Origin of the sequence: Limnohabitans sp. JirII-29 (assembly GCF_003063395.1) — a bacterium.
Taxonomy (GTDB): Bacteria; Pseudomonadota; Gammaproteobacteria; order Burkholderiales; family Burkholderiaceae_C; genus Limnohabitans.
Map to the genome: position 1 here is coordinate 19,445 of NZ_NESB01000015.1, position 13,244 is coordinate 32,688.

Consider the following 13,244-nt stretch of genomic DNA (forward strand, 5'->3'; position numbering starts at 1 on the left):
CCATGACCGATTTGCACACCCTGAGCGTCAAAGCGCTCGCCGAGAGTTTGCGCAGCAGACAAGTCAGCGCCGTCGAAGTAGCGACCCGTTTTCTGGCCCGCACTGGCGGTAATCCGAACAACGCCTTTTTGGACATCGACAGCGAAGTCACCCTCGCTCAAGCCCGCGCCAGCGACGCCAAGCTAGCCGATGGCACAGCAGGTCCGCTCGAAGGCGTGCCCGTCGCTCACAAAGACGTGTTTGTGACCCGCGACTTCGCCACCACGGCGGGCTCCAAAATTTTGAACGGCTACCGCTCACCCTTCGATGCTACCGTGGTGCAGCGCTTGCGCTCAGCCGGCATGGTGAGCTTGGGCAAACTCAATTGCGACGAGTTCGCCATGGGTTCGAGTAACGAAAACTCGGCCTATGGCGCGGTCACCAACCCGTGGGACACCACCCGCGTGCCCGGCGGCTCATCGGGCGGCAGTGCGGCCGCTGTGGCCGCAGGCCTGACCCCCGCCGCCACCGGCACCGACACTGGCGGCTCCATCCGCCAACCCGCTGCGTTTTGCGGCATCACCGGCATCAAGCCCACCTATGGCCGCGCCTCGCGTTACGGCATGATTGCCTACGCCTCCAGCCTCGACCAAGCCGGCCCTATGGCCCGCAGCGCCGAAGACTGCGCTCTGCTGCTGAGTGCCATGTGCGGCCCCGACCTGGACCGCGACTCCACCTCACTCGATGTGCCTGCCGAGAACTTCTCAGCCAAGCTGGACAACAGTTTGGCCGGTGTGCGTGTGGGGATTCCCAAAGAGTTTTTCGGCGACGGCTTAGCCAGCGATGTGCGCAGCGCCATCGATGCCGCGCTGACCCAACTGCAAACCCTGGGTGCCAAGCTGGTGCCCATCAGCTTGCCGCGTACCGAGTTGTCCATTCCTGTGTACTACATCATTGCGCCCGCTGAAGCCAGCTCCAACCTGAGCCGCTTTGACGGGGTGAAGTTTGGCCACCGCACCCAGGACTACACCGATTTGGTGAGCATGTACAAAAAAACCCGTGCCGAAGGCTTTGGCGAAGAGGTCAAACGCCGCATCATGACCGGCGCCTATGTGCTCTCACACGGTTACTACGACGCCTACTACCTGCAAGCCCAAAAAATTCGCCGCATGATTGCCGACGACTTTCAACGCGCCTTTGCCGAGTGTGACGTGATCGCCGGGCCTGTGGCTCCCACCGTGGCTTGGACCCTAGGCAACAACGCCAACGATCCGCTAGCGGACTACCTGGCCGACATCTTCACCCTACCCGCGTCACTGGCGGGCTTGCCCGGCATGAGCCTGCCGGTGGGTTTTGGCACAGGACATATGCCCGTGGGCATGCAACTGATTGGTAACTATCTGCAAGAAGCCCAGCTGCTCAACGTGGCGCACCAGTACCAGATGAACACCGATTTCCACCTCCAACATCCAGCGGGGGTTTAAGACTTATGAGCAAACTTGTCCAAGGCTATGAAGTCGTGATCGGCTTCGAGACCCATGCCCAACTCTCTACGCAGAGCAAAATTTTCAGTCGCGCCCCCACCGCCTTTGGTGCCGAGCCCAACACCCAGGCTTGCGCCGTGGACATGGCGCTGCCCGGCACCTTGCCCGTGATGAACGTGGGCGCCGTGGAGCGTGCCATTGAGTTTGGCTTGGCCGTCAAATCACACATTGCGGAGCGCAGCATCTTTGCGCGCAAAAATTACTTCTACCCCGACCTGCCCAAGGGCTACCAAATCAGCCAATTTGAAATCCCGGTGGTGCAAGGCGGCGAGGTGTCGTTCTTCTTGGAAATCGGCAAAGAAACCGTGCACAAAACGGTGCGCTTGGTGCGTGCCCACCTGGAAGAAGACGCGGGCAAGTCGTTGCACGAAGATTTCATTGGACAAAGCGGCATCGACTTGAACCGCGCAGGCACACCGCTGTTGGAAATCGTCACCGAGCCCGACATGCGCAGCAGCGACGAGGCCGTGGCCTACGCCAAAGAACTGCACAAAATCGTCACCTGGATTGGCATTTGCGACGGCAACATGCAAGAAGGCTCGTTCCGTTGCGATGCCAACGTGTCGGTGCGCAAGCCCGGTGCCGAGCTCGGTACACGCCGCGAGATCAAAAACTTGAACAGCTTCAAGTTCATGCAACAAGCCATCGACTACGAAGTGCGCTGGCAAATCGACCAGCTTGAAGACGGCCACGCGATTGAGCAAGCCACCGTGCTGTTCGACCCCGACACGGGCGAAACTCGCGCCATGCGCACCAAGGAAGACGCCGCCGACTACCGCTACTTCCCCGACCCCGACCTGCCCCCTCTGGTGATTGGTCGCGACTGGGTGGAGCGCGTGAAAACCGAGATGGCCGAACTGCCCCGCGTGATGGCCGAGCGCTTTGTCACGCAATACGGCTTGCCCGACTACGACGCCACCTTGCTCACACAAAGCAAAGCCGCTGCGGCTTACTTTGAAGCCACCTCGCAAGCCTGTGGCCAGCCCAAACTGGCCAGCAACTGGATCATGGGCGAAGTGTCACGCCGCCTGAACACCGGCGACGTGACATTTGACAACCTGCCCGTCAGCGCCGCACAACTGGGTGCGTTGATCAGCCGCATCACCGACAACACCATCAGCAACAACGCGGCCAAACAGGTGTTTGATGCGCTGTGGTCTGAAGGCAGCGAAAGCGGACATGACGTGTCGGCAAGCGTTGCGCGTGTGGACGCCATCATCGAAGCCAAAGGCCTCAAACAAATGAACGACAGTGGCGCCCTCGAAGCCATCGTCGATGAAGTGCTGGCCGCCAATCCCAAGAACGTGCAAGAGTTCAAGGACGGAAACGCCAAAGCACTCAATGGCTTGGTGGGTCAAATCATGAAAGCCAGCAAGGGCAAAGCCAACCCGGCGCAGGTGAATGCGTTGTTGATGAAGAAGCTCCGTTAACTGACAATCAAAATTCGCAGTAAATCGAACCTCATTTTCAATTTGTTTTGAACGGTAAAGTTTCCCTTGAAAACCTACGCAGACAAAATCAACACTGTGCTCAAGCCAGCGATTAGCAGCATGCCACTTGTGCTGGATTTATTTGCCGGATGTGGCGGGTTGGCGCTCGGCTTTGAAGCTCAAGGATTCCCTACCCTAGGCTTTGAGATGGATGCGGATTGTTGTGCAACTTACAAGCACAACCTCGTCGGTGATTGCCTGCAAGTCAAACTCGACGCTAACTATGCTTTTCCTAAAGCTCAGGTCGTCATAGGCGGACCGCCTTGTCAACCATTCAGCGTCGGCGGGCATCAAAACGGCTTACATGATGCGCGCGATGGCTTCCCGGCTTTCATTTCAGCCGTCAAGCAAGTCAAACCTGATATTTGGATGTTTGAAAATGTCCGCGGATTGATGTACAAAAACAAGGACTACCTTGATCTCGTGATTTCAGAATTGGAGTCACTCGGTTATGTGGTCGAGTTCAAACTGATGAACGCCGTCAATCACCTTGTTCCACAAAACCGCGAGCGAGTCATCGTGGTAGGCCATCGTGGAGAGTTTCACTACCCGTCCGTCATCTCGCAGAAAGTCACTGCTGGTCAAGCACTAGAAAAAGTTCCCGTCGAGTCAACGGCAGATTCCAAGTACCTGACTGCAAGCATGGATGCTTATGTAGCCAAATATGAAAAAGCTTCTAACTGTATTACTCCCCGTGATTTACACCTAGATCGACCATCCCGCACAGTGACTTGCCGCAATCTGGCTGGCGCAACAGGCGACATGCATCGATTGGTTTTAGAAGACGGGCGTCGCCGCCGCCTCACCGTCAGGGAGGGGGCAAGGCTACAAAGTTTCCCTGACTGGTTTGATTTCAAGGGTAGCGAAACGAGTGCATTCAACCAAGTAGGAAACGCTGTGCCACCCATGCTTGCCTTTGCGATTGCCAATTGCTTCAAGGACTATTTGCAATCCACAGTGCGTCTGAATAGTTCAGAGATTCGCAAACGCCAACAGCCCAGGCAACTGGATTTACTGGTAGCCTAATATTCATGGTTTCAGTCAAGAAAACTCAAAAACTAACTCACGAAGCACTGGAGATCTTGTCAGCTTTAGGGGTTCCAATGACTGGGCTGACTGAGCGCAGGCAAGAAAAAATGGCCAAAGCTTTTTTGGCAGTCGCAGGGATGACTCCCGACATGCTTTGGTCAGATGCTAAAGACAGCGCATCTGATGGCGGCCATCAACTGCAAAGCCGTCAAATCATCAGCTTTATGAACTCTCATCTGGGTGAAAGCATCTCTCCCGGCTCCTATGACGATATCAGACGCAAGGATTTGGTCTTGCCTGTTGAGGCCTTGGTTGTTCTGCGAAGTGCAAAAAATCCGAATGCAAACACCAACGATGGGACACGTGGTTTTGCCTTAAATCCAAGCGCAGCGCATGTCGTACGATGTTTCGGTACAAACGCATGGAGACCAGCTTTAGAGTCATTCATGACTGATAGGGCGACCTTAGCTCAAGAACTTTCCCGCAAGAGAGATTTGGCCCGAATTCCTGTGACGCTGAACGACGATCAAGTTTTAAGTTTTAGTCCTGGCAAGCACAATCAATTGCAAAAGCAAATCATTGAAGATTTTCTACCCTTATTTGGTCATGGCGCTGAGGTGTTATACGTCGGCGATACCGAAGATAAAAACAAGTATTCCAATACGCCGCGTTTGACTTCTTTGAATTTTTTTGAACTGGCGCACGACAAGCTTCCGGATGTAGTCGCCTACTCATCCCAAAAGAATTGGCTGTTTCTCATCGAGGCTGTGACCACAACCAACCCGATCAATGAACTTCGACTTCGAACTCTTAAGCAATTGACAGCTCAATGCACCGCAGATGTGGTTTACATCACTGCTTTTCCTGACCGTACAACTTATCGCAAATTTGCACATGACATTGCTTGGGAAACCGAGGTTTGGCTTGCAGAGGCCCCAGAGCACATGATTCATTTCAATGGCGACAAATTTATCGGACCTTATCGTGTGTCTTGACGGTCTGATTTTCCACTTCTTAAGGTATTTCTCTAATTCTTATATTGCTGAGAAGCTGGAGTAAGCCATCGCCCAAGACCCCGACACCCTCACCCCTGCCCCCGCGCCCCACAGCGCGTGGGAAGACGCACAAGGTCTCTTGACGGGCTGCTTGTTCGTGGCCTTGGGGGTGTGTTTGTTTCGCGAAGCGGGTCTGTTCACCGGCGGGACCACAGGCGTGGCGTTTTTGGCGCATTACCTGTTGGGCTATTCGCTGGGCGGCGTGTTGTTTGTCATCAACCTGCCGTTTTATGTGTTTGGGTGGCGCAAGCTGGGACACATCTTCACCCTCAAAACTTTTGCGGCGGTGGGCTTGCTGTCGGCTTATGTGGAGGTGCTGCCGCGCTGGATTGGGTTCACGCACCTCAACCCCGTATTTGCGGCTGTGATGGCGGGACTGTTGGCGGGTACCGGCATTTTGATTTTGATTCGCCACGGCGCCAGCTTAGGCGGCGTGACCATCATGGCGGTCTACTTGCAAAAGTCACGCGGCTGGCGTGCTGGCAACGTGCAAATGGCGGTGGACTTTGCCATCTTGCTCATCGCCTTTGCCGTCTCAGACGCCAGCAAAGCCTTGCTGTCGTTGCTGGGTGCGGTTGCTCTGAATATGGTGATTGGCATCAACCACCGCAGCGACCGTTACTACGGCGTGTGAGCTGATTCAGCGCACGCCATAGCGATCCCGATACGCCTGTGTGCGCGCCAGATGCTCACCCATGGCGTTGCCCGGCTGGGCATTTAAGTAAGTCAGCAAGTCGCTCAGCTCCGCAATGGCGCACACCTGCAAGCCCACTTGTTCACGCACATACTGCACCGCGCTGTAGGGCACGTCTTGGATGGTGCCGTCTGCTTTTTTCTCGGTCGCCATTTCTTGGCGGTCCAGGGCAATCACCACCGCATGCGGCGTGGCGCCTGCGGCCTTGATCAAGGCAATCGATTCACGCGCCGCAGTGCCTGCGCTCATGACGTCATCCACGATCAACACCCGGCCTTTGAGCGGCGCGCCTACCAGACTGCCGCCTTCGCCATGGTCTTTGGCTTCTTTGCGGTTGTAGGCAAACGGCACGTTCTTGCCCAAACGCGCCAACTCAATGGCCACCGCTGCGCCCAGTGGAATGCCTTTGTAGGCGGGGCCAAAAATCATGTCGAACGCGATGCCGCTATGCATCAGACGCTGCGCATAAAAGCTGGCCAATTTGCCCAGCTTCGCGCCATCGTCAAATAAGCCAGCATTGAAGAAGTAAGGCGACATGCGCCCGGCCTTGGTTTTGAACTCCCCAAATTTCAGCACACCGCAATCCAGCGAGAATTGCACAAATTCTTGCGCCAACGCGTTGTTGGCTGCCGTACCTTCTGTCATGGGAAATTCCTTGTTCAAACTGACCAGCCTCAACCTCAATGGCATCCGTTCTGCCGCCCGCAAAGGCGTTGAAGCTTGGCTCGATAAAGCCAAGCCCGATTGTATTTGCGTGCAAGAAATCAAAGCCCAAGCCGCCGATGTGCAGGGCCAGTTCGACACCCTCGCCGGTTTGAATGGCCACTTTCAGTACGCCGAGAAGAAAGGCTACTCGGGCGTGGGCGTGTACACCCGCCATGAACCCAGCGACGTGGTGGTGGGTTTTGATGGCGGCGAGTTCGATTCTGAGGGTCGCTATGTCGAACTGCGTTTTGACACGCCCACACAAAAACTCTCCATCATCAGCAGCTACTTTCCCAGCGGCTCATCGGGACCAGAACGTCAAGAGGCCAAGTACCGCTTTTTGGCCGCGCTCTACCCGCACCTTAGCGCGCTCAAAGCCGAGCGCGAATTTGTGCTGTGCGGTGACGTGAACATTGCCCACCAGCAAGCTGACTTGAAGAACTGGCGTGGCAACCAAAAAAACAGCGGCTTCTTACCCGAGGAACGCGCCTGGATGACACAACTCACCACCGAAGCCGGCGTGGTCGACGTGTACCGCCAACTCCACCCTGACACCACCGACGCCTGCTACACCTGGTGGAGCAACCGCGGTCAGGCCTATGCCAACAACGTGGGGTGGCGCTTGGATTACCAATTGGCCACGCCAAACCTTGCAGCTAAGGCACGGTTTGCCCACATCTACAAAGAAGAAAAATTTTCTGACCACGCACCGATCACTCTGCACTACGAAGGCATGCTGTGACGCGCCGCGCCCCCATCGTGGCCATCGTCGGCGCTGGCCCTGCCGGGCTCATGGCCGCAGAGGTACTAAGCGCTACAGGCGTGGACGTGCACGTGTACGACGCCATGCCCACAGTGGGTCGCAAGTTTTTGCTGGCAGGCTTAGGCGGCTTGAACCTCACCCACGCCGAGCCCTTGGAGCAATTTGTCACGCGCTATGGCGAGCGCAGCGCAGCCTGCACGCCGTGGCTGCACAGCTTTGGGCCCCAAGCTGCGCGGGATTGGGCGCAAGGCTTGGGGATCAACACCTTTGTGGGCACCTCGCAGCGGGTGTTTCCCACCGACATGAAAGCCGCGCCTCTGTTGCGCGCCTGGCTGCACCGTTTGCGTCACCCCGCACAAGGCACACCCGTCACCTTTCATATGCGCCACCACTGGAATGGCCAGTTATCGCGCAACACGTCCGAGCCATTGCCAACCCCCACGCCACAGACTCACACATTCACCTTGACCTTCGACACGCCGCACGGCCCGCACACAGCACAAGCCGATGTGGTGCTGCTGGCTTTGGGTGGGGGTAGTTGGGCACGCTTGGGTTCTGACGGTGCGTGGCAAAGCTGGCTTGCTGAGCAAAACATTGAGGTGGCGCCCCTGCGCCCTTCCAACTGTGGCTTTGACGTCCAAGTAAATGACCGCTTGGGGTGGAGCGAACACTTTGCCAGCCGCTTTGCGGGAGAAGCCTTCAAGTCGGTGCAGCTGTCATTCACCGATTCGTTGGGACATGTGTTCAAACGCAAAGGGGAGTTTGTGGCCACGGCCACAGGCCTGGAAGGCAGCTTGGTCTATGCCGCGTCGGCCTTGCTGCGCGACGAGATTGAACGTTCAGGCCAAGCCACCTTGCACCTGAACTTGCGCCCCGAATGGAGCGCTGAACGTGTGCTGGAGGAGGTGTCACACCCGCGTGGTTCTAAGTCGTTGTCGAGCCACCTCAAAAGCCGCTTGAACCTCAACAACTTGCACATGGGCCTGCTGCACGAAGTGCTGAGCAAAGAAGCCATGCACAACCCTGCGCAACTGGCACACACCATCCAACACCTGCCCATCACCCTGCATGCCGCACGCCCACTGGATGAGGCCATCAGCAGCGCGGGCGGCGTGCGTTTGGAAGCACTCACCGCAGACTTGATGGCACAGTCCCAGCCAGGCCTGTTCATGGCAGGCGAAATGCTTGACTGGGAAGCACCGACTGGCGGCTACTTGCTCACAGCCTGCTTGGCCAGTGGACGTGTGGCCGCAGGCGGCGTGTTGGCGCATGTGCAAGCACACAGGCACCAGAGCCCACTATGATTCGTACTTTCTCTCACGCGCCCTTGTTTGAACCATGTTCCGCACCCTGCTCAAATCCAAAATTCACCGCGTTGCCACCACCCAATGTGAGCTCCATTACGAAGGCTCGTGCGCGATTGATGAAAACCTGCTCGAAGCAGCCAACATTTGCGAGAACGAGCAAGTCCACATCTGGAACATCAACAACGGAGAACGCTTCATCACCTACGCCATCAAAGGTGAACGTGGCTCGGGCATGATTTCGGTCAACGGCTCTGCCGCACGTCGCGCCAGCGTGGGCGACTTGTTGATCATTGCGTCATTCGCGCAAGTGCATGAAGACCAGGTAGCTGGCCATGAGCCTCAACTGGTGTTTGTGGATGACAAGAACCAACAAGTGGGCTTGCGCCACCATGTGCCCACGCAGGCGGCGCCTGGGCATAGCACGGATGAGTGTTGAGCTACCGATTTACTGAGTTTTAAAACCACTCTTTGCGGGGTTTTTTATGGGCGTAAATTAAATTACGCTTGAAGCGTCAATCGCCAAAGCGGCGATGCTGACAGACGCTCTCCACCATGCGAGAGCAAAGTGCTCTATCGCTAGCAATACATAAAGTCTAGAACTAAGCGTTGATTGTCTTCGCCCCTTGCACACAGTTGAATGTGCCTAAGCACAACTTATCAAGGGGTTCACATGCAGATTTACTTTGCCGACCTCTGAAATACAGCCGGCTGTAGGAATTGCTCCGCCGATAAAGATTGAAAACATTTCCCAAGATTATTCACGCGCACACTCAGAGCTTATGAAGAAGCCAGACGAAGTAATTGCGGGCACATTTTGACAAAACGCAGCACGATTACAAACGTGCGATCTAAAACTCGTCTTGCGTTTTGCTTTACACAGTGACACGACACATTGGTTCTAGAGCGTATTTGTTATTGAGTTTGTATGGAGCTGCCACTACGATTTTCATTTTCTTAATTCAGCTATCCCCATGAGATTTGTCATCGTCATGTCTTTGATATCAACAGCATTCATCGCCCTTATCAGCATCGTCTCCATCACCCTTCTTTCTCGAATTTACCCAACAGCGTCTAACTACACAGCATCGCCTGAAGTCAAAACGGAAATCTCATGGGGACAAGGTAGTTAAATCATGAAGAAGCCCAGTATTCTGATCGCGTTGCTTTTATCTATTGCCAGTATCAGCACAGCGTCCATGCTCTTTCTGCGTGGTTCGCCAACATCATCAAACTACCGAACTGCTGCACAAGCTCCTATCGATTTCAGATGGGGTGAAGGCTCTGAGGCTGGCGTGCCAGACAGCGCAGCAGATGAAAAAATGCGCGTGGCCCTTGGCAACGACGAAGAAACATTTGTCTTCGCAGGCAAATGCGCAAACGGCGAGTCATATCGACTTTTTTCATACAAAAAGTATGTGCATGGTTTGTCTCAGTCTTACTACGACTACGACGGCCCGGTTGGTCAAGGAACCGTTCAGTCTGCAACGGCACCCAAAATCATGGCTGTAAGAATTTGCCACAAATTGGCAGAGATCGTGAGCGAAAATCTCTTTCAGTAGTGCATCACAGTTTTTTAAAAATACACATAAAAAACAATATATTAAATATAAATGAAGCATTTTTAGTTACTCATGAGTGAATGCAGCATCACGATGACAGATATGTAACTAAAGTTCAGTTGATGCAATCAGTACACACCTGTAGCATCGCTCGAACATGAATGCAATTTTCAAAAAGTCCGTGCTTATCGTTGACGACCATCCGGTTTACCGTGATGCGTTGAGCGAAAAACTTACACATGAATTTTTTGAGGATGGTATTGAAGTTGTCGTCGCAAGCAGCACCAACGAAGGCCTAGAACTTATTGAAAACACGAACAAGCAATGGGTCATTTTGCTTGACATTTTGATGCCGGGGCTGAGTGGCTTGGCCGGAATCAAAGTTTTCAAAGAGCGGCACAACGTTCAACAAGTTGTGGCAATTTCTGGTCTTGACGAACACGCGTGGGAACCGAAAACAGTTTCTGCTGGTGCCACTATGTTTCTGTCGAAAAATAGCACCGCCGAATTCATGATTCGCAAGCTCAAGCCTCTGGTGACACTTCAAAGCGACTATGTCGCGATCAATGAAAGCGTCAAGCCTAAAGAGTTTCGCCTGACACAACGGCAGCTAGAAGTTCTTAATTTGATTTCGCAAGGCCATTCAAACAAAGTGATTGCCGATTACTTAGACATCAGCGAACAAACCGTCAAGATTCACATCAATCAAATATTCAAAGAGCTGCGCGTGTTTAACAGGACGCAAGCCGTACTTAAAGCCCAAAAGCATCAAATTTTGCAATGACGCTTGAATTAACAGCCAACGAGGTCAACAACGTCTATCTGCTGCGTGAAAAATCGGCCCACATCACAAAAGCAGCACGCTCAGCTACGGTTGCAAATGTATTGGCACCTTTGCTCTGCATACCGATGTTCAAAGATGAGGTGCACCCCTCACATTTAGCAATTTGGCTCGGTTATATGTTCATTGTGATCGTCATTCGAACATGGATGATTTTTAAACTGGAATACGAGGCTGAGAAAATTCTCAATCCACAGCGTGATTTAAAAATCGTGACTTACGCGGTTGGAATCGTTGGTTTTGGTTGGGGCTTAGGTTGGATTTTGATGGCGCCTGATTTGCTGATGGTGAATCGGATGATTTATGTCTACATGACCACGGCTGCGATGATTTCGAGCATGTTTGCATACAGCGTGAACTCTGCCACGTTTTTTGCGTTCACACTGCCCATCATGATTCCCTCATTGAGTACGGTTTTATGGTCTGTCCACATTTTCCCGTGGCCATTTTCCGTAGGTTTAGCGTCGCTATACATCGTCGTCCTAAGCATTGCTAAAAACTTCGCCAAAATTTTTGAAGATTCAGTGCGCCTCAGATTTCGCAACGAGTGTCTTTACCAAGAGTTGGCGACTGAGCGAGATCAGTCGATTGCAGCCAATGTGGCTAAATCCAAGTTCATTGCAGTCGCGAGCCATGATTTACGTCAGCCCATGCATGCCGTTAACGTCTATTTAGATTTGATCAACTTAAACAACTTACCCACGGTAGAAAAGAAATCTCTTTCGAAAATTAAAAACGGTATCACCACGCTGAATGCGATGTTTGACTCTTTGTTGAACATCAGCAAACTCGATGCAGATGCGATGCAAGTTACCCATCGTGTTTTCCTTTTGGACGAATTCGCAACCACTATTCGCGATCTGACGGAATCCAAAGCAACAAACAAAGGTTTAATTTTTAATATCAACCACCCCAACTTGTTGGTGCGTGGGGACAAACTACTGCTTCAACAAATCGTTGGCAACCTGGTTTCAAATGCCATTCAATACACGGAAAGCGGTCAAGTCAGCGTACGTTTTGAGTCTGAGAACGGTTGTTTGATCATCGACGTCAGTGACACAGGATGCGGAATAGCTGCATCAGAGCAACAGCAGATCTTCAATGAGTTCTACCGCGCAGACAAAACACGAGAACTGCATGATGGTCTGGGGCTTGGGCTGTCCATCGTTCAACGTTTATGCGACCTCATCGGCGCTGACATTGGCGTAATGTCGACACCGGGACAAGGCGCGAAATTCACAGTGATCACGCCGTTTCCAGTCTCTACAAATGAAGAAGGTATCCATGCCGCACAACCGGCGCACAAGACGCAGGATTCACACCGTAGTCTTCAAGGCAAATACATCGCAGTGATTGAAGACAACCCCATCATCGTTGAAGCCTATAAGCAAACCCTTGCCAACAAAGGGGCGTACGTTCATGTACTGTCAGAGCACCCGAGTGAACTTGACGATCAACTTGTGACGATTGATCGTATCGATTGCATCTTGAGCGATTACCGTTTGAGTCACAGCACTGGCGATGTGCTCATACAAAAGCTGAGAGATAACTACAACGAAGAAATACCCGCCATCATCGTCACAGCCGATACATCACCATCTCATATCAATTTATTTGCTCAGCTAAATGTACAAGTGCTGCACAAGCCGATTAGTTTTCATGATGTCGCAGCAGCCATTGAAAAAATAATTTTTTCTGAAAAGGCACTTTGAAATATCAACCAAACACCCGGCAGGACATGTGGTCGATGGCGTGACCGATATTGAGTAGTAGACGTGTAGGCGTGTTGTGCATACCTCTATGTATGCCCTATTGCTTAGAAACCTTGTGCTTGGATACGTAGATTTCCATGTAACAAGCTCGACAAGCTCACGCGCACGGTATATAGGGGTTTTATAACAATGTTTAGAACATGCGGTCATAGTTTGAAACTCGCACAAATCGCATGCTAAAGCGCCAACGTCAAAGTGTTGAACATGCCCTGTTTATAAGCGATTTCCGGCCTCCAGACTGGGCGAACTCGCCTTCCCTCGAACTTTGATAACAAAGTTTAGAACAGGGATTTGGGCATCCTGGCTCGATATTTTGAGTATGAATTTCCCAGAAACTGGGGGAAGCCTTGAAATTGACCCGCAGCTCCTCGCGCTCTCCGTGAGCGTCCGGTCTTCCCACCTATTTTGTGGGCGAGTGTTCACACGGTCGGACTTGCGGGCTTCCAGCAGTGCGGAAGTAACTCTTCGATGCGGGCATTTGGGTGGCTGTGGATGCGAGCCAACAC

Annotated in this window: 12 protein-coding genes; 11 read left to right on the forward strand and 1 reads right to left on the reverse strand. The window is 53.1% G+C overall.

Going from position 1 to position 13,244, the window contains the following annotated elements; all coding sequences use genetic code 11:
• The first annotated feature begins 2 nt into the window (after positions 1 to 2).
• The 5 genes from gatA (at position 3) to B9Z39_RS16620 (ending at position 5,731) form a co-directional block, all read left to right on the forward strand.
• Complete coding sequence (gene gatA / locus B9Z39_RS16600; RefSeq protein WP_108302684.1) at positions 3 to 1,463, forward strand: Asp-tRNA(Asn)/Glu-tRNA(Gln) amidotransferase subunit GatA; 1,461 nt, start codon at positions 3 to 5, stop codon at positions 1,461 to 1,463.
• Between the two features lie 5 nt (positions 1,464 to 1,468).
• Complete coding sequence (gene gatB, locus B9Z39_RS16605) at positions 1,469 to 2,953, forward strand: Asp-tRNA(Asn)/Glu-tRNA(Gln) amidotransferase subunit GatB (RefSeq protein ID WP_108302686.1); 1,485 nt, start codon at positions 1,469 to 1,471, stop codon at positions 2,951 to 2,953.
• A gap of 66 nt (positions 2,954 to 3,019) precedes the next feature.
• Entirely contained in the window at positions 3,020 to 4,039 is a 1,020-nt protein-coding gene (locus B9Z39_RS16610) for a DNA cytosine methyltransferase (RefSeq protein WP_199221236.1), read from the forward strand.
• A 5-nt stretch (positions 4,040 to 4,044) separates the two neighbouring features.
• Entirely contained in the window at positions 4,045 to 5,037 is a 993-nt protein-coding gene (locus B9Z39_RS16615; protein ID WP_108302688.1) for a BsuBI/PstI family type II restriction endonuclease, read from the forward strand.
• Between the two features lie 139 nt (positions 5,038 to 5,176).
• Entirely contained in the window at positions 5,177 to 5,731 is a 555-nt protein-coding gene (locus B9Z39_RS16620; protein ID WP_233249054.1) for a YitT family protein, read from the forward strand.
• A 6-nt stretch (positions 5,732 to 5,737) separates the two neighbouring features.
• Here B9Z39_RS16620 and pyrE read toward each other — a convergent pair whose 3' ends face one another.
• Positions 5,738 to 6,436: an orotate phosphoribosyltransferase gene (pyrE, locus tag B9Z39_RS16625; protein WP_108302692.1), complete on the reverse strand. Its 699-nt coding sequence runs from the start codon at positions 6,434 to 6,436 to the stop codon at positions 5,738 to 5,740.
• On the opposite strand from pyrE, the gene B9Z39_RS16630 reads away from it, so the two are divergent.
• The 6 genes from B9Z39_RS16630 to B9Z39_RS16655 all read left to right on the forward strand — a co-directional run bounded on the left by B9Z39_RS16630 (position 6,435) and on the right by B9Z39_RS16655 (position 12,678).
• Positions 6,435 to 7,238: an exodeoxyribonuclease III gene (locus B9Z39_RS16630; protein ID WP_199221237.1), complete on the forward strand. Its 804-nt coding sequence runs from the start codon at positions 6,435 to 6,437 to the stop codon at positions 7,236 to 7,238. The genes pyrE and B9Z39_RS16630 overlap by 2 nt on opposite strands.
• Positions 7,235 to 8,563, forward strand: a complete 1,329-nt coding sequence (locus B9Z39_RS16635; protein WP_255416834.1) for a TIGR03862 family flavoprotein — start codon at positions 7,235 to 7,237, stop codon at positions 8,561 to 8,563. The genes B9Z39_RS16630 and B9Z39_RS16635 overlap by 4 nt, the downstream gene beginning before the upstream one ends.
• Positions 8,564 to 8,597: 34 nt before the next feature.
• On the forward strand, positions 8,598 to 9,002 hold the full coding sequence (gene panD, locus B9Z39_RS16640) for an aspartate 1-decarboxylase (protein ID WP_108302694.1): 405 nt from the start codon (positions 8,598 to 8,600) through the stop codon (positions 9,000 to 9,002).
• A gap of 697 nt (positions 9,003 to 9,699) precedes the next feature.
• Entirely contained in the window at positions 9,700 to 10,125 is a 426-nt protein-coding gene (locus B9Z39_RS16945) for a hypothetical protein (protein WP_146183352.1), read from the forward strand.
• 157 nt (positions 10,126 to 10,282) lie between these two features.
• A complete protein-coding gene (locus tag B9Z39_RS16650; RefSeq protein WP_108302698.1) occupies positions 10,283 to 10,909 on the forward strand; it encodes a response regulator transcription factor in 627 nt (208 codons plus the stop codon).
• Entirely contained in the window at positions 10,906 to 12,678 is a 1,773-nt protein-coding gene (locus B9Z39_RS16655) for a hybrid sensor histidine kinase/response regulator (protein WP_108302700.1), read from the forward strand. The genes B9Z39_RS16650 and B9Z39_RS16655 overlap by 4 nt, the downstream gene beginning before the upstream one ends.
• The last annotated feature ends 566 nt before the right edge of the window (positions 12,679 to 13,244 follow it).